Source organism: Ornithinimicrobium sp. INDO-MA30-4 (assembly GCF_021535045.1).
In the GTDB taxonomy this organism is placed as follows: Bacteria; Actinomycetota; Actinomycetes; order Actinomycetales; family Dermatophilaceae; genus Ornithinicoccus.
This window is the reverse complement of the sequence record NZ_CP091056.1, coordinates 1,016,443-1,034,553: the sequence shown is the minus strand read 5'-3', so window position 1 is coordinate 1,034,553 and position 18,111 is coordinate 1,016,443. Positions and strand designations below refer to the sequence as shown.

Below are 18,111 nucleotides of genomic sequence, written 5' to 3'. Positions count from 1 at the left end.
CAGGAACCATGGAGCCGCAGGGTTTAATCTCTATGGCTATGGGTTTGTTTGATCGATGGCGCAAAAGCAGTGTTGCCTCAACTGGCAGCGCTGGACACACTCGCCGTGATGGACCGGATATGGACGTTGACCTGGCAGCCGTGATGCGGCATGCCCAGGAATTTGTCGGGAGCCGTCGCGGAGTAGAGGGCTACGTTGAGCCTGCCACCAATATGACGACAACAACCCTGGTGTTGGTCGCTCACGATGGCGAATGGACCCGTAGGGCAGTCAGGGCACCAAAGAATGGCTTCGGCATTGCGCGAGACTTGGGCATCCCGGTCTATGACGTCAATCAGGTCGGTTACCCAAGCCGGATGCGTAAATGGAGTCAGCAGCAGCGAGACCAGAACTAGGCGTGACATAGCAAAGGGTTGGCCAGCAAAACGCTGGCCAACCCTTTGTTGCGTCTGCGAAGGACGAACTAGGCGAGGGTGTAGCTCTGTGCCAGCTCTACCAAGGCACGCACGCCAGCCCCTGTTCCACCCTTCGGGGTGTAGCCAAACGGAGCCTTGTCGTTGAACGCAGGGCCAGCGATGTCCAGGTGGGCCCAGGGCAGTTGCTCGCCATCGGCACCGTTGCCAACGAACTCGGCGAGGAAGGTTGCGGCCACCATGGCACCGGCGGAACGTTCGCCGGTGTGCTTAAGGTCAGCAACGGGGGAGTCCATCGTCGAACGGATCTCCTCCAGCATGGGGAGCGGCCATGCCGGCTCACCGGCCAAGGTTGCACTGGCGTGAGCCCGACCAGTCAGAGCCTGGTCGTTGCTCATGATGCCGAGTGTGCGCTCACCCAAGGCCACCACAGCGGCTCCCGTGAGGGTTGCGATGTCGATGATGGCATCGGGCTTGCTCTCGCTAGCCAAGGCCAGCCCATCCGCCATCACCAAACGCCCTTCAGCATCGGTGTTGATGATCTCCACCGTCTTGCCGCCGCGCATGGTGACCACGTCTCCAGGTCGCTGAGCCAGGTCCCCGGTCATGTTTTCGGCCAAGCAGAGGTATCCAGTCACCGCAATAGGCAGTCCCATTGCTTCGATGGCAAAGATGGCAGCCGCAACGGCGGCCGCGCCGCCCATATCGCACTTCATCGTCACCATCGAGGCTGCGGGCTTGAGGCACAGGCCGCCGGAGTCAAAGGTGATGCCCTTTCCGACAAAGGCGAGGTGGGCTACCGGCTTGGACGGCGCATACTTCATCGTCACCAGGCGGGGTGCCCGGGCGGAGCCCTGGCCCACGCCGAGGATTCCGCCGCAGCCCTCGTCGTGCAGCCGCTGGGGGTCCCATACATCGACGGTGACCTTGGTCTTCTTGGCGTTCCTGGCGACCGACTCCGCAAAGGACTGTGGGAACAGCGCATTTGGCGGCATGTTGACCAAGTCGCGGGCGTAATTGACGGCGGAGGTGAGTGCAGACACCTGCGCAACCAACTTCTTGCCTTCTGATGAGCGGGCCTTGAGGCCCAACAAGGTCACTGAGCCTAGTGGCGCCTTGGCTGAGGCCTTCTTGCCTTCTCCGAAGAACTCTTGGTATGCGTATGCGCCGAGCACACTGCCCTGAGCTACTGCGGTCAACGCATCTTCGTCCAGGTCGCCAAAGGCAACTGCGGCGTCGCTGCTGCCGGCCAGGCTCCGGGTGGCCGAACCTGCTGCACGGCGGTATCGCTCGGTGTCATCGGGGCGCTGCGAGCCGCGCGTGTCTTTGGCTGGTTTGCCGACTCCGACGGCGACGACTCGCTCTGCCTTGACCCCAGCAACGGGGCCAACCTGGGTCACTTCGCCCAAGGACGCCTCCGCGCCAACAGCGGCGAGGTGCTCTTCGATTGTTTTCCCGGCCTTGCTGCTGAGCCCGTGGCCCTGTCGTAGCGCCGGTCCCGGTTTGCCGGGCTCGATGGCTACCACGAGCACGGCGACGGCTAGCGAGCCGGGAGCCTTGTCGGTGAGTTGAAGGGTCGTCGAAACTGCTGGCATCGGAGGTCCTCGTTTTCGTGAGGTGGGGCAGGGGACCTGTTGAGCCTAACCCCCGCAGTGGCCACCTCGCGGAACTGCGGGTCGTTAGCGCTAGAGTCACGATCATGGACACCGTTGACCTGAAGAACTCGCCCCTGCACGAGCGGCACACAGCACTCGGAGCCAAAATGGCCGACTTTGGTGGCTGGCTGATGCCGATTGAGTATCCAGGCGGTGGGGTGGTGGCCGAGCACTCGGCGGTGCGATCAGCCGTTGGTGTTTTTGATGTCTCTCACCTGGGTAAAGCCACCGTTGCCGGACCTGGCGCGGCGGCGTTCGTGAACCGGTGCCTGAGTAACGATCTGAATCGGATCGAGCCTGGTCAGGCGCAGTACACCATGTGCTGTGCACCAGATGGAGGCGTGGTCGATGACCTCATTGCCTATCTGGTCAGTGTCGACGAAGTCTTTTTGATCCCGAATGCCGCGAACACCACTGGTGTGGTGTCCCTGTTGGCGGAGGAGGCCCCAGAAGAGATCACCGTCACCGGCCAGCACACCGAGTATGCAGTTCTTGCCGTGCAGGGACCGCAGGCCCCCGAGGTGTTGACGAATCTTGGGCTCCCCACCGACCACGGATTCATGAGTTTCGTGGACGCGCAATGGCAGGGGCAGCAGGTGCGTGTTTGCCGCACCGGCTATACGGGTGAGAAGGGCTTCGAGTTGGTCTGCAGTTGGGACGGTGCTGCGCAACTGTGGGATGCCTTGATGACCGAGATTGAGCCCCTTGGTGGCCTACCCGCGGGCCTGGGCGCGCGCGACACCTCCGCACTGAGATGGGTTATCCACTACACGGGCAAGACCTCAGCGCCGAAATTACCCCAGTGATGGCACGGGCGGCCTGGGCTGTTGGCTGGGACAAGTCTGAATTCTGGGGAAAGGAATCCTTGAGCGCTGAGCGAGCGGCCAAAATAACGCCACTGAACCGTGGTCTGCGCCTCACCGGACGCGGAATTCCCCGCAGCGGGTGCCCAGTCCTGGACGCGGAAGGAAACACCGTTGGAACTGTGACGTCAGGGACATTCTCACCGTCTTTGAAACAGGGGATTGCCCTCGCCCTATTAGACCGAGCCGTGACGTGGGACGACGAGGTGACCATCGAGGTGCGCGGCCGTCAACTGCCCGCCAAAGTGGAGAAGCCCCCTTCGTGCAGGTGCGCACCTCCAACTAGTTTCGAGGACGCAGAGTGAGCCAATAACTGTGGCCCCGACCAGCATTGGTCGGGGCCACACTTTGGTTCATGCAGACCTGAGCAGGTCCGGGTGTAACGACTGCGTGCGTTAGAGGCTGCCTGAGGGCACGAGCGGTGCCTTGCTCAAGTCCAGCACTCGGCCAGCCACGACTAGATGCACATGGTGGCTTGCACGGCTCAGGCGAGCATTCACATACCCAAGCGTTTCGCGAAAAATGCGCTCAGCTTCGGTGGTGCCGTTCTGACCCCAGCCGACCTCTTCGGTGACGGCGACGACGTCGAATGGGACATGTCGCCAAGCCACGACTAACTCATCCATTTGGGCGATCAAGTCCTGCTGCAACTTCGCCGGGTCCTGGATGTCGTGGCTGTCGATGATGCCGCCGACCCACTCTGCGATGCCATCGACCAACACTGGATGCCGGCTGCTCAGCAGCGCACGGGTGAGGTCACGAGATTCCACGGTCTGCCACCCTTGCGGACGGCGGGCGCGATGCTGAAGCACACGACGAGCGCGTTCTGGGTCTTTGTCCGCCCAGGGCTGCTGCCCGGTGGCGACAAAGGTCACCTTGGCGTGATCACTGAGCAGGGACTCGGCGTACGCCGATTTGCCGCTGCGTCCAGCTCCGAGCACGAGCGTTGTGGTCATGAACTATCTCCCAGGGTTCTTGTGCGCCTCTTTGCGCGAATATATCGCAGAGTTCTGCACAATTCCGTTTGGGACTTTGACCGGCCAAAACATGGCGCAGTCAAGGCCCTATGGTGTCCAAATGGATATTTCTTACGTCTGGACTATCGACCCGCTCGACAGTGAGCCGACCTCACCAGAAGGTCGTGAGCGAGGCAGCTTCCCCACTCAAGCCGATGCGGAAGCCTGGCTGGCCAGCGAATGGGAAACCTTGGTCGATGAGGGTGCACCCGCTGTATCGCTGTGGCATGGGTCAGACCTGGTCTACGGGCCGATGAGCCTGAGCGCTGCTGACTAGTCAGTGTCGGCGCAACTCGTCGCCACGCTTGACGACGGGACGCGGAACGCGCGAAACGCGCATCTGGAAGGCGCGCAAGACGACATAGGACGCGCTGCCCTTGCCGGGCTCTTCGCCGAAGATCTCGGTAGCGCGAGCCTTTGTACGCCGCCACAGCATGATGGCATCGGCCAGGCCGACAATGATCAGGCCCCAGGCCAAGGTGAAGGTAAGGACCTGCAGGTTGGCGATATTGATGAGCGATGCCGCCAGGATCATCAGCATCATCGGCAGCAAGACCTCGCCGATGTTCCAGCGGGTGTCGACTGCATCGCGCAAGAAGCGCCGCATCGGTCCGCGGTCACGTGCTGCTAGGTACCGTTCGTCGCCACGCAGCATCCCCTCGCGGGCCTTGGACCGAGCGGCCTTGCGACGCTGCTTCTCTTCTTTCGTCGCGCCCTTGTTGTCCGGGACCAGTGGGCGGCGGTTGGCGGCCTCCTGGTCGCGACGCTTAGGCGTCGGGCGCCCCTTACCAGCGGGGGTCTTGGCGGCGTTGTCGATCGCAGGCTCAGTCACGGGTTTCTCTTCCTTGTTGTGCGCGGACACCCCTCCACTGTAGAGGGTGATATCGGTAGAGTCCGCGATGTGACTACTTCATCGAATGACGACCGACCTGTTCACGCGAGCCGACTGCAGGAATTGCGGTCGAATGTCTCTGGCCTGATGCCTGGAGTGCGCGACGATCTGGAATCGCTCACCCGCATTCCCTCGGTTTCGCTGGAGTCCTTTGATCAGCAGCACGTAGATGACAGTGCACTTGCCGTGGCTGATCTCCTGCGAGCTGAGGGCATGGAGGTTTCCGTCGTTTCAGAAGGGGGCGACCGGCTGTCATTGGCCGACTGGCCGGACCTGCAGATGCGCCAACCGTATTGCTGTATGCCCATCACGACGTGCAACCACCCGGCGATGAAGCGGACTGGGATACCCCGATCTTTGAGCCCACGGAGCGCGACGGGCGCCTGTACGGCCGCGGCGTTGCCGACGATAAGGCTGGAGTGATGGCCCACGTGGCGGCGATCCGCGCGCACCATGGCACTCCGCCGGTCAATGTCACCGTCTTCGTGGAGGGCGAAGAAGAGGTCGCTTCGCCCAGCCTTCCGGCGCTCCTGGACAAATACGAGACCGAACTACGGGCAGACGCCATCGTGTTGGCCGACTCACACAACTGGAAAGTCGGCACCCCAGCCTTGACCACAACCCTGCGTGGACTTGTGCGGGTCGTCGTCGAAGTCCAGGCGCTCGATCACGGGGTTCACTCCGGTATGTATGGCGGCGCCGTCCCCGATGGCTTGACTGCCCTGTGCCGCTTGGTCGCGACCTTGCACGACGATAACGGTGATGTGGCTGTTGCTGGCCTGATGACCAGTGAGGCCGCAGAACTGGATTACACCGAAGATGACCTGCGCGCAGACAGCGGCCTTAGCGAAGGAGTCCGCCCCATCGGCACCGGGTCGCTGCTGTCCCGAATGTGGACCAAGCCCTCGATGACGGTGATCGGCATCGATGCTCCCTCGGTGGCGACGGCGGCTAACCTGCTGACGCCGGTGGGACGGGCGAAGTTATCGATGCGCATTCATCCAGCCCAGGACCCGCAGGTGGCCCTCGATGCGCTGCGGCAGCATTTGATGGACCAGGCGCCTTGGGGATGCCAGGTTCGCGTCGAGCTCGATGATTTGGGTGAGGGTTTCTCGGCAAACGCGCAAGGACCCATCTATGAGTCCGCCCGAGCCGCTTTCAACGACGCCTGGGGGACTGAGCCGGTCGACATCGGAGTCGGTGGATCGATCCCGTTCGTCGCAAGTTTCGCCGAGCGTTTCCCGCAGGCAGCCATCTTGGTCACTGGGGTGGAAGACCCAGACACCCGCGCACACGCGGCCAATGAGTCCCTGCATTTGGCTGAGTTTGAGCGGGTGTGCCTGGCTGAGGCAGTCCTGCTCGAGCGCCTGGGAGCCATCAACAAGGGCGAATAGAGGTCTTGAGTTCGAGCCACGATTGGCACCGGGCCTGGAGCGACGCGAGATGAACGAGTACGGTGGAGTGATTGACCGCTCAACGATCTCGCGTCGCCCCCACGGCGCTAGGAACGAGGAACCGTGGCTGAGAACTCTTACGTTGAAGATAGTTTCGTCCGAGACACGCGCTACATCCCAGAGCGCATCACTGCTGATGGCGAGCCTGATGGCTTCATTGCTGAGGCAGATCGCTATCGCTTAGTTGTCAGTCGGGCATGCCCGTGGGCGCACCGCACCGTCATTGTGCGTCGGTTGCTCGGTCTGGAAGACGCCATCTCTATGGGTATCGCCGGTCCGGTGCACGACGCGGACAGTTGGACCTTTGATTTGGACCCAGGGCAGGTTGACCCTGTGTTGGGCATCCCGAAGCTCAAAGACGCCTACGAAGCACGGCCAAACGGATACAAGCCCGGCGTCACCGTGCCGGCCATCGTTGATCTGCGTAATGGTCAGGTGGCCACCAACGACTTCAAGCAGATCACCCAGGATTTTGCTACCGAGTGGGTTGATTTCCACCGCGAGGGAGCCCTGATCTCTATCCCGAAGCGTTGCGCTCTGAGATTGATGAAGTAGCGCAACTGGTCTACGACGATGTTAATAACGGCGTCTATCGGTGTGGTTTCGCGGGTAAGCAGGACTCCTACGAACGCGCATACCACCGTCTTTTTGATCGTCTCGACTGGTCGAGTGAGCGGCTTGAGACCCAGCGTTATCTGGTCGGCGACCACATCACCGAGGCAGACATTCGCCTCTTCACCACCCTGGTGCGGTTCGACGCCGTCTATCACGGCCACTTCAAGTGCAACCGCAGCACCTTGACGCAGATGCCAGTGCTGTGGGCCTATGCCCGTGACCTCTTTCAGACTCCCGGTTTTGGCGACACTGTCGACTTTGACCAGATTAAGGCGCACTACTACGCCACCCACTTGGACATCAATCCCACCGGAATCATCCCGGCCGGACCAGATCCACGCGGTTGGTTGACTGAGCATGGTCGCGAAGAGCTGGGTGGTTCGCCGTTCGGCGCAGGCTCTGCTCCAGGTCCAGTTCACGCTGATGAGGCGGTGCCCGAGCTCGCCTAACTGAGGCGGTATTCTCGTCGCACTATGACTTCTTCTGCCTCACCCGAAACAGTCCTGCCCGCTGCCGATAACCATGATGGAGATGCCCTCGCCGCCGCGGCTAGCGGCGCATCGTTGCAGCGCACGGTGGAACGCTCGGCCGAGCTAGAAAAGTTGATTGGTCAAAACCCTGCTCAGTTCCGGGTTCTGACTGGTGACCGGCCCACCGGAAACCTGCACATCGGGCACTACTTCGGCACGCTGGCCAACCGGGTGGCGCTGCAAAATCGCGGTGTTGAGAACTTCCTGATCATTGCCGACTACCAGGTAATCGCGGACCGCGACGGCGTGGGCCCGCTTCGTGAGCGGGTCCTCTCCGGCATGGCGAACTACCTGGCCGTTGGCATGGATCCCGAAAAGTCCACTATCTTCACCCACTCAGCGGTGCCCGCGCTGAACCAGTTAATGCTGCCGTTCTTGTCTCTGGTCACCGACTCAGAATTGCGCCGCAACCCCACGGTGAAGGCCGAACTGGAAGACACCGGGGGTCGGCCTATGTCGGGTCTGCTGCTGACCTATCCGGTCAGCCAGGCGGCAGACATCCTGTTTTGCAAGGCAAATCTCGTCCCAGTCGGTAAGGACCAGTTGCCTCACCTCGAGCAGGCGCGCGTCATTGCCAGGCGCTTTGACGAACGGTATGGCCGGGTTGACCCCGCTGAGCCAGTGTTCCGAGCGCCGGAGGCGTTACTGACCGGCGCCGCACTATTGCTGGGCACGGATGGCAAGAAGATGAGCAAGTCCAAGGGCAACACGATTGAAATCGGGATGGATGCCGACACCACGGCAAAGCGTCTCAAGGGCGCTGTCACGGACGCTGATCGCTTTATTACCTATGACCCCATCAACCGTCCTGAAGTTTCAAACCTGGTGCAGTTGACCGCTCTGGCGAGTGGTCGGGACCCGCATGAAATTGCTGAGTCGATCGGCAATGGCGGTGGCGGGACACTGAAAAGGTTGCCACCGAGGCCGTCAACGAGCATTTTGCCCCGATTCGCGCTCGGCGGGCAGAGTTGGAGGCTGACCCCAGTTATTTGCAGTCGGTCTTGGCACAAGGCAACGAGCGAGCCAACGCTATCGCCGAGGAGACCCTCAACGAGGTCCGCTCGGCGATGCAGATGATGTACACCTGATCATGCGCGTTGTTGTCGTCGCTGATCGGTGTGATGCCGAGACCTCGGCAGGCCAGACTGCCGCAACGGTCCGTGATGGCTGGCTCAAGCGAGCCGAACACGACGATGTCAGTGCCTTCGGCCTCTCGGATGGCTCCCTGGGTTTGTCGATGTGATGGCGGCGATGCCCGAGGCCAGTGCTTCGCCGGTCGTGGTCAGCGGGCCAGCCGGTGGGGACGTGCCAGCCCAAGTGGTGCTGCGCTCCATTGACGGCGTTCGCACGGCATACCTGGACGCTGCTGAAGCAGCAGGGCGCCATTTGGTCAGCGAGCAAGAATTAGCCGATCCCGCTGGGTTGAGCAGCCAGGGCGTTGGGGAATTGCTCTCTCCGCGCAAGAGCTCGGCGCGGACCGGATTGTGCTTGGCGTGGGGCCCTTGGCCAGCCATGACGGTGGCGCTGGATTGTTGCGCGCCCTCGGTGCGGGGGAGCACCTGGAGCGGTTACCTGCTGTGGTGGCCCATTGGTCGAAAATTGGCCTGGTGATGGCGGCCGCGAGCAACGAACCGCTGACTGGATTTCACGGCGTGAGCGCCGCTCTGGGCACGGAATATGGGGTTTCGGGCGAGATCACCCAGGGGCTTGAAGAGCGGATGGGCCGATTCACAGAAGTCATTGAACGGGCCTACCCAGCACCCATGGACCTGATTTCGGGCACCCGCCAAAAGCGCGAGCGGACACCTGCGTCCGGCGTTGGCGGCGGGATTGGGTATGCGCTGCAACTGTTGGGAGCCCGCACTGAAGCCGGTGCTGTGTTTGCGGGCAGAAGAGCGGAGCTTTCGCGGCTCTTCGTGGTGCGCTGGTCGTCCTCGTCAGCGACCGCTACGACTGGCGAACCGTACACGACGGTGTCGTTGCAGAAACTGCCAAAGCCGCCCTCGAGCACGCCGCACCATCAGTGGTGCTGGCCAATGAAGTCTTGGTCGGCCGGCGCGAAGGGATGTCCTTGGGCATTAGTGGCACCTATGAAACCCGCCCCGATGAGACCTTAGCCAGCCTGGCTACTCGAGTTGCGCGGACCTGGTCTCCGGCTCGACCCAACTAGCGCAAAGCCCGGCGAAGCTGCTTTGAGCCTATGGGGGCGTAGGCTGGGGGTTAACGGGAACAACGCCGACCTTCGTTGGCGTTAACTACCTGCACCACCCCCGAGACGACAGGATTCGATCGCGATGAGCGTGCAGGACACTAAACTCGAAGGCTCCAACGCGACTCATGGAGTCGTGTTGACCGATCTGGCAGCAGGCAAGGTCAAGAGCCTCCTTGAGCAGGAAGGCCGCGATGACCTGCGGTTGCGTATTGGCGTGCAGCCCGGCGGCTGCTCTGGCCTGATCTATCAGCTGTACTTCGACGAGCGCACTCTGGATGGCGACCTCGTGGCCGACTTCGACGGCGTCGCTGTCGTGGTCGACCGGATGAGCTCGCCGTATCTCGACGGTGCCAGCATCGACTTCGCTGACACGATCGAGAAGCAGGGCTTCACCATCGACAACCCCAACGCGGGCAGTTCCTGCGCGTGTGGTGACTCGTTTAGCTGATGACCCGCTAGGTCGAGACCGACTCAAGCCCACCTGCTGCGCCCTCGAGGCGTCTGAGGTGGGCTTTTGTCTAGAGAGGAACAAGCAGCGTGTGGCCGGTTGAACCACCTGAGAGTCCGTATGTCTTCGACCTCGAGGGCGCTGAGCCCGATGAAGATCTCGTGGGCCTAGGTGGGGGACTGGATCCGGGCACTCTGCTGCAGGCCTACCGCCAAGGGTTCTTTCCGATGGGTGTCGGCGAGTTTGGTGGCAAACCGCTGGGCTGGTGGTCACCCAATCCTCGCGGTGTTCTGCTGCCTGGCGCGTTGCGGGTCACCAAGTCACTCAAAAAGTCCATGCGCCATTTTGAGATCCGTATTGATACGGCTTTCGACGACGTGGTGGCTGCTTGCGCCGATCCCAAGCGTCACGGGGCGTGGATTACTGACGAGATCGCCGCTGCATACGGACGTTTGCACCAGTTGGGCTGGGCTCATTCAGTTGAAGCTTGGCAAGGTGAGCGGTTGGTAGGGGGCCTCTATGGGGTCGGCGTCGGGGGACTCTTTGCTGGTGAGTCGATGTTCCACCACGTCACTGATGCGTCCAAGGCGGCGTTGGCCGGCTTGGTCGCTGTGATGGAAACACCAGCGGCAAGCGGTTGGCTCATCGACGTGCAATGGCAAACGCCGCACCTCGAGAGCTTGGGCGTCATCGAGGTCAGCCGCCAGGACTATTTGCAACTTCTGCCAACAGTGCGTACGGGTCAACATCGTTGGGTCTCAACTCGGACACGACATGGCTACCCTGATCATTCCTGAGTTACGCATCAGGGTAGGCTGTACGAATCATGATCGGTGGACAATGTGAGGTGTGCTTTGCAACGGCTGAATAAGTCGACCAACGGTCGGCAGGGGCGGTCAGCGCCGCTAATTCTCATGGTTTTAGGAGCAGCAATGCTCCTGACCGGATGCGGTACCTCACTTGAGCGGGGCTATCTGCCGGAGCCGGTGACCGAAAACGGCCCGGCCATCATCACGTTCTGGAACTACACCTGGATCGCAGCACTCGCTGTCGGTGTCTTGGTATGGGGCCTGATCTTCTGGTGCGTCGTGGCATACCGCCGCCGCAGCGAGGACCAGCCGCTACCCCCACAGGTGCGCTACAACGTGCCGATGGAAATCCTCTACACGGTCGTGCCAGTCCTCATGGTTGCTGTTCTCTTCGGCAAGACCGTTGAGCTGAAAAACCAGCTGCTTGACACCGAGCAAGAAGCCGATGTCACGGTCAACGTCGTGGGCAAGAAGTGGAGTTGGGACTTCAACTACGTCGACGAAGATGTCTACATCTCTGGTGAGCAGGCCAGCGCGCTGAGCGACGGTGAAGAAGGTGTCCCTGAGACGCTGCCGACGATGATTCTGCCGGTCGACAGCCGCGTCGAGTTCGTCCTGACCTCGCGCGATGTCATCCACTCCTTCTGGGTGCCGCAGTTCCTGCAAAAGCTCGACCTGATCCCTGGCCGCGTCAACTCCTTCCAGGTCGTCACGACCGAAGAGGGCGTTTTCCAGGGCAAGTGCGCTGAGCTGTGCGGTGCATACCACTCACAGATGCTGTTCCAGGTTGAGGTTGTCTCCCAAGAGGAGTACGACGCCGCCATCGAAGAGATCCGCGCATCAGGCAACACCGGTCAGCTCGGCGAGGACCTCAACATCTACCCATTGCAAGAAGACCAGGTTGACAAACTGCCGGAGGAGGAGAACTGATGGCGACGATCGTTCGACCAGAGACGCCGGTGCAGCCCGAGGGCCAAGCACCCCGGCCAGAACGCAAGAAGGACCTTGGCAAGTTGATGGTCAAGTGGATTACCACCACTGACCACAAGGTCATTGGAAACCTCTACTTCATCACCTCGGTCGCGTTCTTCATGCTCGGTGGCTTGATGGCCCTGGTCATCCGCGCAGAGCTCTTTGTCCCCGGTCTTCAGGTTGTGGACAACCCAGAACAGTTCAACCAGATGTTCACCATGCACGGCACGATCATGCTGCTGCTCTTTGCGACGCCACTGTTTGCCGGCTTCGCGAATGCGCTGATGCCGCTGCAGATTGGCGCACCAGACGTCGCCTTCCCGCGGCTAAACATGTTTGCCTACTGGCTCTACCTCTTTGGTGGCCTCATCGTCATGGGGGGCTTCCTGACCCCAGACGGCGCCGCTGCCTTTGGTTGGTTTGCCTACCAGCCGCTTGCTGGTTCAGCTGAAAGCCCCGGTTTGGGCGGTGACCTGTGGGTCATGGGTCTTGCTTTGGGTGGCTTTGGAACCATTCTTGGCTCGGTCAACTTCATCACCACGATCATCGCGATGCGCGCGCCGGGTATGACCATGTTCCGCATGCCGATCTTCACCTGGACTGTCCTGGTGACCTCGATCCTGGTCCTCATGGTCTTCCCGGTCTTGGCCGCAGCGCTATTCGGAGTTGCCGCGGACCGCATGCTCGGTGCTCAGATCTTCAACCCTGAGTATGGCGGTGCCATGCTTTGGCAGCACCTCTTCTGGTTCTTTGGCCACCCCGAGGTCTACATCATTGCGCTGCCGTTCTTCGGAATCATCTCCGAAATCCTTCCGGTATTCAGCCGCAAGCCGCTCTTTGGCTACAAGACCTTGGTCTTTGCCACGGTGGCCATCGCAGCCCTGTCGATCAGCGTGTGGGCTCACCACATGTACGCCACTGGCGCCGTGATGCTTGAGTTCTTCGCAATCATGACGATGCTGATCGCTGTGCCAACCGGTGTGAAGTTCTTTAACTGGATCGGCACGATGTGGGGCGGCACGCTGGTCTTCAGCACTCCCATGGTGTGGGCTGTCGGCTTCCTGGTGACCTTCTTGTTCGGTGGCCTGACCGGCGTCATCTTGGCTAGCCCAGCCTTGGACTTCCACCTCACTGACTCCTACTTCGTGGTTGCTCACTTCCACTACGTGGTGTTCGGCACCGTGGTCTTCGCAATGTTTGCTGGTTTCTACTTCTGGTGGCCTAAGTTCACGGGGCACATGCTGGACGAAAAACTTGGCAAGTTGCACTTCTGGTTGCTGTTCATTGGCTTCCACGGCACCTTCCTTATCCAGCACTGGTTGGGCGTTTTCGGTATGCCGCGTCGTTACCCGGACTACATGCCCGAGGATGGCTTCACGTTCCTGAACCAGGTTTCTACGGTGTTCTCGTTCGTTCTGGCCGTGTCGATGCTGCCCTTCCTCTACAACGCGTGGAAGAGCTTCCAGACGCCCAAGGTTGAGGTCAATGACCCGTGGGAGTACGGCATGTCGCTGGAGTGGGCCACGTCTTGCCCCCCTCCGCGCCACAACTTCACGAGCATTCCCCGGATCCGCTCGGAGCGTCCCGCTTTCGATCTGTACCACCCTGAGGTGGCGACCCTGGAGAGCGCAGAGCCAGATAAGGGAGTTGCCCAGGCCCTTCTGGGTGGCCCAGACACCGACCCTGACGGTGACGTCGGAACGGTGACCGGAGACCAGTCCGCGACCGGTCACAACTGACCTGAAGGAGTAGGCAATACAGATATGAAGGCTGAAACTAAACTCTTCGCTTACCTGATCCCATTCTTCGTCTTGATGACGGGGATCTACTACTGGGCCACTGGCATCACCGAACACGGAGTCGAGTGGGTCGGGGTAGTGGGCTTGGCCCTCACCGGATCCTTGTGTTTGTTCATTGCGGGCTACCTCGCACTGACTGCATCAAAACTGGATGAGCGTCCCGAAGACAAGTTGAACGGCGAGATTGCTGAGCAGGCTGGTGACTACGGCTTCTTCAGCCCCCACTCGTGGTGGCCGTTGTACTTGGCTCTGGGCGCAGCGATCCTGTTCTTGGGTGTGGCTGTCGGTTGGTGGCTATTCGCCATTGCTGCCCCCTTCGCAGCTTTGGCTGTCGTCGGTTGGACCTTCGAGTACTTCGTCGGCGAAAAGGCCGTGTAGCCGAGATTCTCTTTCGCATAAGGCGCCACCTCGACAACCGTGTCGAGGTGGCGCCTTTTGCGTGTGGTCTACCCCCAGCCCAACTCGTGGAGGCGGTCCTCTTCGATGCCGAAATGGTGTCCAATCTCGTGGACTACCGTGACGGCTATCTCGTCGATGAGTTCCTCACGCGTTGAGCACGCACGCTCTAGAGGACCCTGGAAGATGCGTATGCAGTCTGGCAGCATGCCGTCCATACCACCGCCACGTTCGGCCAACGGCACCCCCTCATAAAGGCCCAAGAGTTCAGTCGCATCCTCTGGGTCTGGCTCACGAGCCGCGATGATCACGACGTTGTCCATGGCGTCAAGCAACTGGGTGGGTATCTGATCCAAGGCGTCGCCAATAGCAGCCTCAAACTCTTCCTCGGTCAACGTGAGATGACCTTCCATGCATTGTCCTTCGTGTCGTGAATCAAGGGATGTAGCCGACTGGGTTCAGGCTGGCTGCGCAGGGTTGTGAAGGCTCCGCGCGGGGTGGCAGTCAAGGGTGTTTCGGGCGCCTGAGATCAACAAGATGCCGGCTTGAGTGCGCGACGAAAGGGATGCCTCGTCTCATCTGCGCATCCAACTCGGCAAGCTCGGCGGCATACTTCTCGACCGTGAAGTTGGGAACCCACCAGACACACTTGCGCAGAGTCCAGACGATCGCGCCAACGTCATAGAACTCCATGCGACATCTGGCCGTCTTGAGCTCTGCCATCTCGAGTCCTGCTGTTCGAGCTGCGGCGAGCTCGTCGTGGGGTTCGCGTGCCGTGCGCTGCTCAGGAGTGGGCCTAGAAAGTGCTCGATGAGTTCAAAGGCTGATGCGGGTCCGACATGCTGCGCGAAGTATGCTCCACCAGGTTGAAGCACTCGATGAATCTCGGCCCAATCAGGGGCGACCGGGTGCCGTGACGTTACAAGTTCAAATGATCGATCTGCCAGGGGCAGGGAACTTCCCTGCTCCGTCTGGACGACCGTTGCTCCGCGTGGAGTCAGCAGGCTGTGGGCCTTTCGGGCATTTGGCACCCAGCTTTCGGTGACAACCATGGTGTCTGGCAGAACCCGTGCCTCAGCGATGACCTCGCCGCCGCCGGTATCGATGTCCAGAGCTGAATGGGCGTTCTGAAGGCGGTGGTGCAACTGACGGGCGAAGCCCCAAGAAGGACGCTCTTCGCTTGCTCGGCCGTCGAGCCAGTCGAACCCCCAGCCAGAAACATCGGCCTCGAGCGCCTCGTCAACTAAGGCATCAAAGGAGCGCATATGCAATTGTCACATCAGATGCAGTGAGGCCCCACTCCGGGGGAGCGGGGCCTCACTGCGTGCGATTGGACGGACTGCTACTTGGCTGACGATCCTTGGTCGATGCCGACCTGGTCCGACCCGCTGGTCAAGGCCTGGTCGCTATGGCCGCTCTCCAACGCATCGTGCTCACCGTGGGGTGTGCCGCAGCAAGTTCGGCTGGTGTGACCGGCTGGATCTGATCCTTGAAGTAGAAGTCAGACAGAGCGCGGCGGGTCTTGTAGCCGAAGGACATCGGCTTACGTACACCATTCTCGTCAACCGGCACACCGTCGAGAGCCGACAGAGGCTCCTGGCGGTCATGCTGCACCAGCGTGTAACGGTCGTACTCGTTCAGCGGTTCGTGCACCTCGAAGAACTCGCCTTCGGGAGTGCGAACGATGCGACCCGATTCCGTGCCGTGCAACACCAAGTCGCGATCTGCACGTTGCAAGGAGATGCACAGGCGCTTGACGATCGGGAACGTGACGATCGGCGCAATGAAGAACAGTGCGCGGAACAAGATCGTCAAGTCGTTGATCGAGAGCCCGAATTTGATCGCGATGATGTCGTTGACACAAGCCAACGCTAGAACCAGGTAGATCGAGATGGCCGAGGCACCGATCGCAGTCCTGACCGGCGCGTTGCGCGGGCGGTCGAGGATGTGGTGCTCACGCTTGTCTCCGGTCACCCAGTTCTCAACGAACGGGTAAGCGATGATGATCGCCCAAACCAAGGGCAAGAGCAGCAACGAGCCCAAGAAGATGTTGAAACTCCAGGTCGTGCCAAAGACTGTGAACTCTAGCCAGCCCGGCAAGAGGCGTAGCGCTCCGTCAGAGAACCACATGTAGAAGTCAGGCTGTGAACCGGCAGTCACCTGCGTCGGGTCATACGGGCCGTAGACCCACACCGGGTTGATCTGGACCAAAGCCGAAATCAGGGCAGTGATACCGAAGACAATGAAGAAGAAGCCGCCAGCCTTAGCCATGTACACAGGCATGAGCGGGAAACCGACAACATTATTGTCTGTCCGACCAGGTCCGGGGAACTGGGTGTGCTTGTGAACCGCGACCAAGACAATGTGGGCGGTGAACAGACCGACCAGCAGGGCGGGCACGATCAGCACGTGGGCGATGAACAGTCGCGGAATGATCGCCTCACCGGGGAAAGCCCCACCAAAGACGAAGAAGGTCATGTAGCTACCGATGACCGGCGCAGACTGCATGAAGCCAGCCATTGCGCGAATACCGGTACCGGAAAGCAAGTCATCCGGCAGCGAGTAGCCAGCAAAGCCTTCGATGATGGCCAGAAGGCTCAACACAGCGCCAATGACCCAGTTGATCTCGCGAGGCTTGCGGAAAGCACCCGTGAAGAAGACTCGTGCCATGTGCAATGCGATGCCCACGATGAACAGCAGCGCTGCCCAGTGGTGCAACTGACGGATCAGCAATCCGCCCTTGATGTCGAAGGAGATGTCGAGAGTGGAGGCATAAGCCTCACTCATGCCGACGCCCTTCAAGGGCACGAACGATCCGTTGTATTCGACGTGTCCCATGCTGGGCACGAACCAGAACGTCAAGAACGTTCCAGTGATGAGGCAGATGACCATGGAGTACATGGCGACTTCGCCCAAGAGGAACGACCAGTGGTCAGGGAAGACCTTCTTCAGGAGAAAGCGCATGCCCTTGGCAGTGCCGACACGCTCATCCGACCAGACGATCGGCGCAGCCAACCTGGGGCTGGTGTCGGCCTTCTCGGTGGTCGCGGTTGCGCCAGCGCCAGAGTTAGCGCGCAGAGAATCGGCTCCCTGGGGGATTCCGGAGTTTGTGCTCATTAGCCACGCTCCCAGAAGCTCGGACCGACGGGTTCGCGGAAGCTGTCATCCGCGACCAGGTAGCCCTCGTCGTCAATGGTGATCGGCAGTTGTGGCAAGGCACGCTTGGCGGGGCCAAAGATGACCTTGCAGTCCTCTGTCATGTCGAAAGTCGACTGGTGACAAGGGCACAACAGGTGGTGGGTCTGTTGTTCGTAGAGAGCAACGGGGCAACCCACGTGGGTGCAGACCTTGGAGTAAGCCACGATGCCGTCGATACCCCAATCGAGTTGCTTTTGGCTCTTCACGTCGCTGGGGTCCAAGCGAACCAAGATGACCTGGTCCTCGGCCTTAGCCTTCATTTCCTCTTCAGCCGTGAGGTTCTCATCGGCGACTTCGCCGATGTAGCCCTCTGGCATGACGTGGAAGACCGAACCGATGGTGACGTCTGAAGCCTTGATGGGCGTCCCACTCGGGTCAATCATCAAGCGCAGGCCCTGCCGCCAGTTGGTGTCGTACAGCTCTTCGCCGGGTAGTGGTCCCAAGCTGCCAACGACCTGGACGACCAGGGGAATCGAGAAGAGTCCCATAGCGACGCCAGCACTCTGCAAGATCAACGGACGTCGACCCAACTGTGAGCCCTGCCAGCCAGAGCGAAGGATTGCTGCCGCACCGTCACGGTCTTCTTCAGGGGAAGCCTGGGGGTGACGCTCTTCAACAATCTCAGTGTCGGGCATCAAGGTTTTTGCCCAGTGGACGGCACCAAAGCCGATGCCACCCATGGAAGCAGCCATGGAAAGGCCGAGCACCAGGTGGTAGAGGCTGACCTCGCCGATACCAATGAAGTAAGCGCGTGCATCCAGGTCGATGAGGAAGTAGGCGACGATGAAAACCAAGGTGCCCAAAACCGAAATGGTGAAGAGAGCAACAACCTGCTTTTC

The 18,111-nt window shown here is 60.7% G+C and carries 15 protein-coding genes and 6 pseudogenes; 13 read left to right on the top strand and 8 right to left on the bottom strand.

Features of this window, described 5'->3' with window-relative positions; translation table 11 throughout:
* Positions 1-119: 119 nt before the first annotated feature.
* Positions 120-395 carry a hypothetical protein gene (locus L0A91_RS06050; protein WP_235246231.1) on the top strand — a complete coding sequence of 92 codons (276 nt, stop codon included), beginning with the start codon at positions 120-122 and terminating at the stop codon, positions 393-395.
* A 68-nt stretch (positions 396-463) separates the two neighbouring features.
* On the opposite strand, the gene L0A91_RS06045 is transcribed toward L0A91_RS06050, so the two are convergent.
* Positions 464-2,008, bottom strand: a complete 1,545-nt coding sequence (locus tag L0A91_RS06045; protein ID WP_235246230.1) for a leucyl aminopeptidase — start codon at positions 2,006-2,008, stop codon at positions 464-466.
* Positions 2,009-2,112: 104 nt separating this feature from the next.
* On the opposite strand from L0A91_RS06045, the pseudogene gcvT reads away from it, so the two are divergent.
* A pseudogene (gene gcvT / locus L0A91_RS06040) lies at positions 2,113-3,236 on the top strand (glycine cleavage system aminomethyltransferase GcvT).
* A 90-nt stretch (positions 3,237-3,326) separates the two neighbouring features.
* Here gcvT and L0A91_RS06035 read toward each other — a convergent pair.
* Positions 3,327-3,887: a bifunctional adenosylcobinamide kinase/adenosylcobinamide-phosphate guanylyltransferase gene (locus L0A91_RS06035; RefSeq protein WP_235246229.1), complete on the bottom strand. Its 561-nt coding sequence runs from the start codon at positions 3,885-3,887 to the stop codon at positions 3,327-3,329.
* Between L0A91_RS06035 and L0A91_RS06030 the strand changes: the two genes are divergently transcribed.
* Positions 3,886-4,224, top strand: coding sequence for a hypothetical protein (locus L0A91_RS06030; RefSeq protein ID WP_235246227.1), 339 nt, complete (start codon positions 3,886-3,888; stop codon positions 4,222-4,224). The two genes, L0A91_RS06035 and L0A91_RS06030, sit on opposite strands and share 2 nt — an antisense overlap.
* Here the strand turns inward: L0A91_RS06030 and L0A91_RS06025 are convergent, their stop codons facing one another.
* Positions 4,225-4,809 (bottom strand): DUF3043 domain-containing protein, encoded by a 585-nt coding sequence (locus L0A91_RS06025; RefSeq protein WP_235246226.1) that lies wholly within the window; start codon positions 4,807-4,809, stop codon positions 4,225-4,227.
* 117 nt (positions 4,810-4,926) lie between these two features.
* Here L0A91_RS06025 and L0A91_RS06020 point away from each other — a divergent pair.
* The 10 genes and pseudogenes from L0A91_RS06020 to L0A91_RS05975 all read left to right on the top strand — a co-directional run bounded on the left by L0A91_RS06020 (position 4,927) and on the right by L0A91_RS05975 (position 14,056).
* Positions 4,927-6,233: pseudogene (locus L0A91_RS06020) on the top strand (dipeptidase).
* Positions 6,234-6,356: 123 nt separating this feature from the next.
* Positions 6,357-7,357 (top strand): annotated as a pseudogene (locus L0A91_RS06015) (glutathione S-transferase family protein).
* Positions 7,358-7,381: 24 nt separating this feature from the next.
* Positions 7,382-8,526 (top strand): annotated as a pseudogene (gene trpS, locus L0A91_RS06010) (tryptophan--tRNA ligase).
* Positions 8,527-8,528: 2 nt separating this feature from the next.
* Entirely contained in the window at positions 8,529-8,681 is a 153-nt protein-coding gene (locus L0A91_RS06005) for a hypothetical protein (protein WP_235246225.1), read from the top strand.
* Positions 8,681-9,555, top strand: a pseudogene (locus L0A91_RS06000) (glycerate kinase). Before L0A91_RS06005 ends, L0A91_RS06000 begins: the two are co-directional and overlap by 1 nt.
* Before the next feature lie 177 nt (positions 9,556-9,732).
* Positions 9,733-10,098, top strand: coding sequence for an iron-sulfur cluster assembly accessory protein (locus tag L0A91_RS05995; RefSeq protein ID WP_235246224.1), 366 nt, complete (start codon positions 9,733-9,735; stop codon positions 10,096-10,098).
* A gap of 89 nt (positions 10,099-10,187) precedes the next feature.
* Positions 10,188-10,895 carry a leucyl/phenylalanyl-tRNA--protein transferase gene (aat, locus tag L0A91_RS05990; RefSeq protein ID WP_235246223.1) on the top strand — a complete coding sequence of 236 codons (708 nt, stop codon included), beginning with the start codon at positions 10,188-10,190 and terminating at the stop codon, positions 10,893-10,895.
* A 135-nt stretch (positions 10,896-11,030) separates the two neighbouring features.
* Positions 11,031-11,837 carry a cytochrome c oxidase subunit II gene (coxB, locus tag L0A91_RS05985; protein WP_311198059.1) on the top strand — a complete coding sequence of 269 codons (807 nt, stop codon included), beginning with the start codon at positions 11,031-11,033 and terminating at the stop codon, positions 11,835-11,837.
* Positions 11,837-13,618 (top strand): cytochrome c oxidase subunit I, encoded by a 1,782-nt coding sequence (gene ctaD / locus L0A91_RS05980; RefSeq protein WP_397333817.1) that lies wholly within the window; start codon positions 11,837-11,839, stop codon positions 13,616-13,618. Before coxB ends, ctaD begins: the two co-directional genes overlap by 1 nt.
* A gap of 24 nt (positions 13,619-13,642) precedes the next feature.
* The gene (locus L0A91_RS05975; RefSeq protein ID WP_235246220.1) at positions 13,643-14,056 is read left to right on the top strand and encodes a cytochrome c oxidase subunit 4; all 414 of its coding nucleotides are present in this window, start codon (positions 13,643-13,645) and stop codon (positions 14,054-14,056) included.
* Between the two features lie 68 nt (positions 14,057-14,124).
* Here the strand turns inward: L0A91_RS05975 and L0A91_RS05970 are convergent, their stop codons facing one another.
* The 5 genes and pseudogenes from L0A91_RS05970 to L0A91_RS05955 all read right to left on the bottom strand — a co-directional run bounded on the left by L0A91_RS05970 (position 14,125) and on the right by L0A91_RS05955 (position 18,075).
* Positions 14,125-14,487, bottom strand: coding sequence for a metallopeptidase family protein (locus L0A91_RS05970; RefSeq protein ID WP_235246219.1), 363 nt, complete (start codon positions 14,485-14,487; stop codon positions 14,125-14,127).
* A gap of 91 nt (positions 14,488-14,578) precedes the next feature.
* A complete protein-coding gene (locus tag L0A91_RS18580) occupies positions 14,579-14,797 on the bottom strand; it encodes a hypothetical protein (RefSeq protein ID WP_311198058.1) in 219 nt (72 codons plus the stop codon).
* A 185-nt stretch (positions 14,798-14,982) separates the two neighbouring features.
* A pseudogene (locus L0A91_RS19655) lies at positions 14,983-15,126 on the bottom strand (SAM-dependent methyltransferase); the annotation flags it as partial.
* A gap of 340 nt (positions 15,127-15,466) precedes the next feature.
* Positions 15,467-17,191: a ubiquinol-cytochrome c reductase cytochrome b subunit gene (locus tag L0A91_RS05960; protein WP_311198057.1), complete on the bottom strand. Its 1,725-nt coding sequence runs from the start codon at positions 17,189-17,191 to the stop codon at positions 15,467-15,469.
* The gene (locus L0A91_RS05955) at positions 17,191-18,075 is read right to left on the bottom strand and encodes a Rieske 2Fe-2S domain-containing protein (protein WP_397333816.1); all 885 of its coding nucleotides are present in this window, start codon (positions 18,073-18,075) and stop codon (positions 17,191-17,193) included. The genes L0A91_RS05960 and L0A91_RS05955 overlap by 1 nt, the downstream gene beginning before the upstream one ends.
* Positions 18,076-18,111: the final 36 nt, after the last annotated feature.

Bases quoted from the DNA above. Each gene is read 5' to 3' on its own strand.
- L0A91_RS06050 (WP_235246231.1), top strand. From the start codon at position 120: ATGGACGTTGACCTGGCAGCCGTGATGCGGCATGCCCAGGAATTTGTC.
- L0A91_RS06045 (WP_235246230.1), bottom strand. From the start codon at position 2,008: ATGCCAGCAGTTTCGACGACCCTTCAACTCACCGACAAGGCTCCCGGC.
- L0A91_RS06030 (WP_235246227.1), top strand. From the start codon at position 3,886: ATGAACTATCTCCCAGGGTTCTTGTGCGCCTCTTTGCGCGAATATATC.
- L0A91_RS06035 (WP_235246229.1), bottom strand. From the start codon at position 3,887: ATGACCACAACGCTCGTGCTCGGAGCTGGACGCAGCGGCAAATCGGCG.
- L0A91_RS06005 (WP_235246225.1), top strand. From the start codon at position 8,529: ATGCGCGTTGTTGTCGTCGCTGATCGGTGTGATGCCGAGACCTCGGCA.
- L0A91_RS05995 (WP_235246224.1), top strand. From the start codon at position 9,733: ATGAGCGTGCAGGACACTAAACTCGAAGGCTCCAACGCGACTCATGGA.
- coxB (WP_311198059.1), top strand. From the start codon at position 11,031: ATGCTCCTGACCGGATGCGGTACCTCACTTGAGCGGGGCTATCTGCCG.
- ctaD (WP_397333817.1), top strand. From the start codon at position 11,837: ATGGCGACGATCGTTCGACCAGAGACGCCGGTGCAGCCCGAGGGCCAA.
- L0A91_RS05975 (WP_235246220.1), top strand. From the start codon at position 13,643: ATGAAGGCTGAAACTAAACTCTTCGCTTACCTGATCCCATTCTTCGTC.
- L0A91_RS05970 (WP_235246219.1), bottom strand. From the start codon at position 14,487: ATGGAAGGTCATCTCACGTTGACCGAGGAAGAGTTTGAGGCTGCTATT.
- L0A91_RS18580 (WP_311198058.1), bottom strand. From the start codon at position 14,797: ATGGCAGAGCTCAAGACGGCCAGATGTCGCATGGAGTTCTATGACGTT.
- L0A91_RS05960 (WP_311198057.1), bottom strand. From the start codon at position 17,191: ATGAGCACAAACTCCGGAATCCCCCAGGGAGCCGATTCTCTGCGCGCT.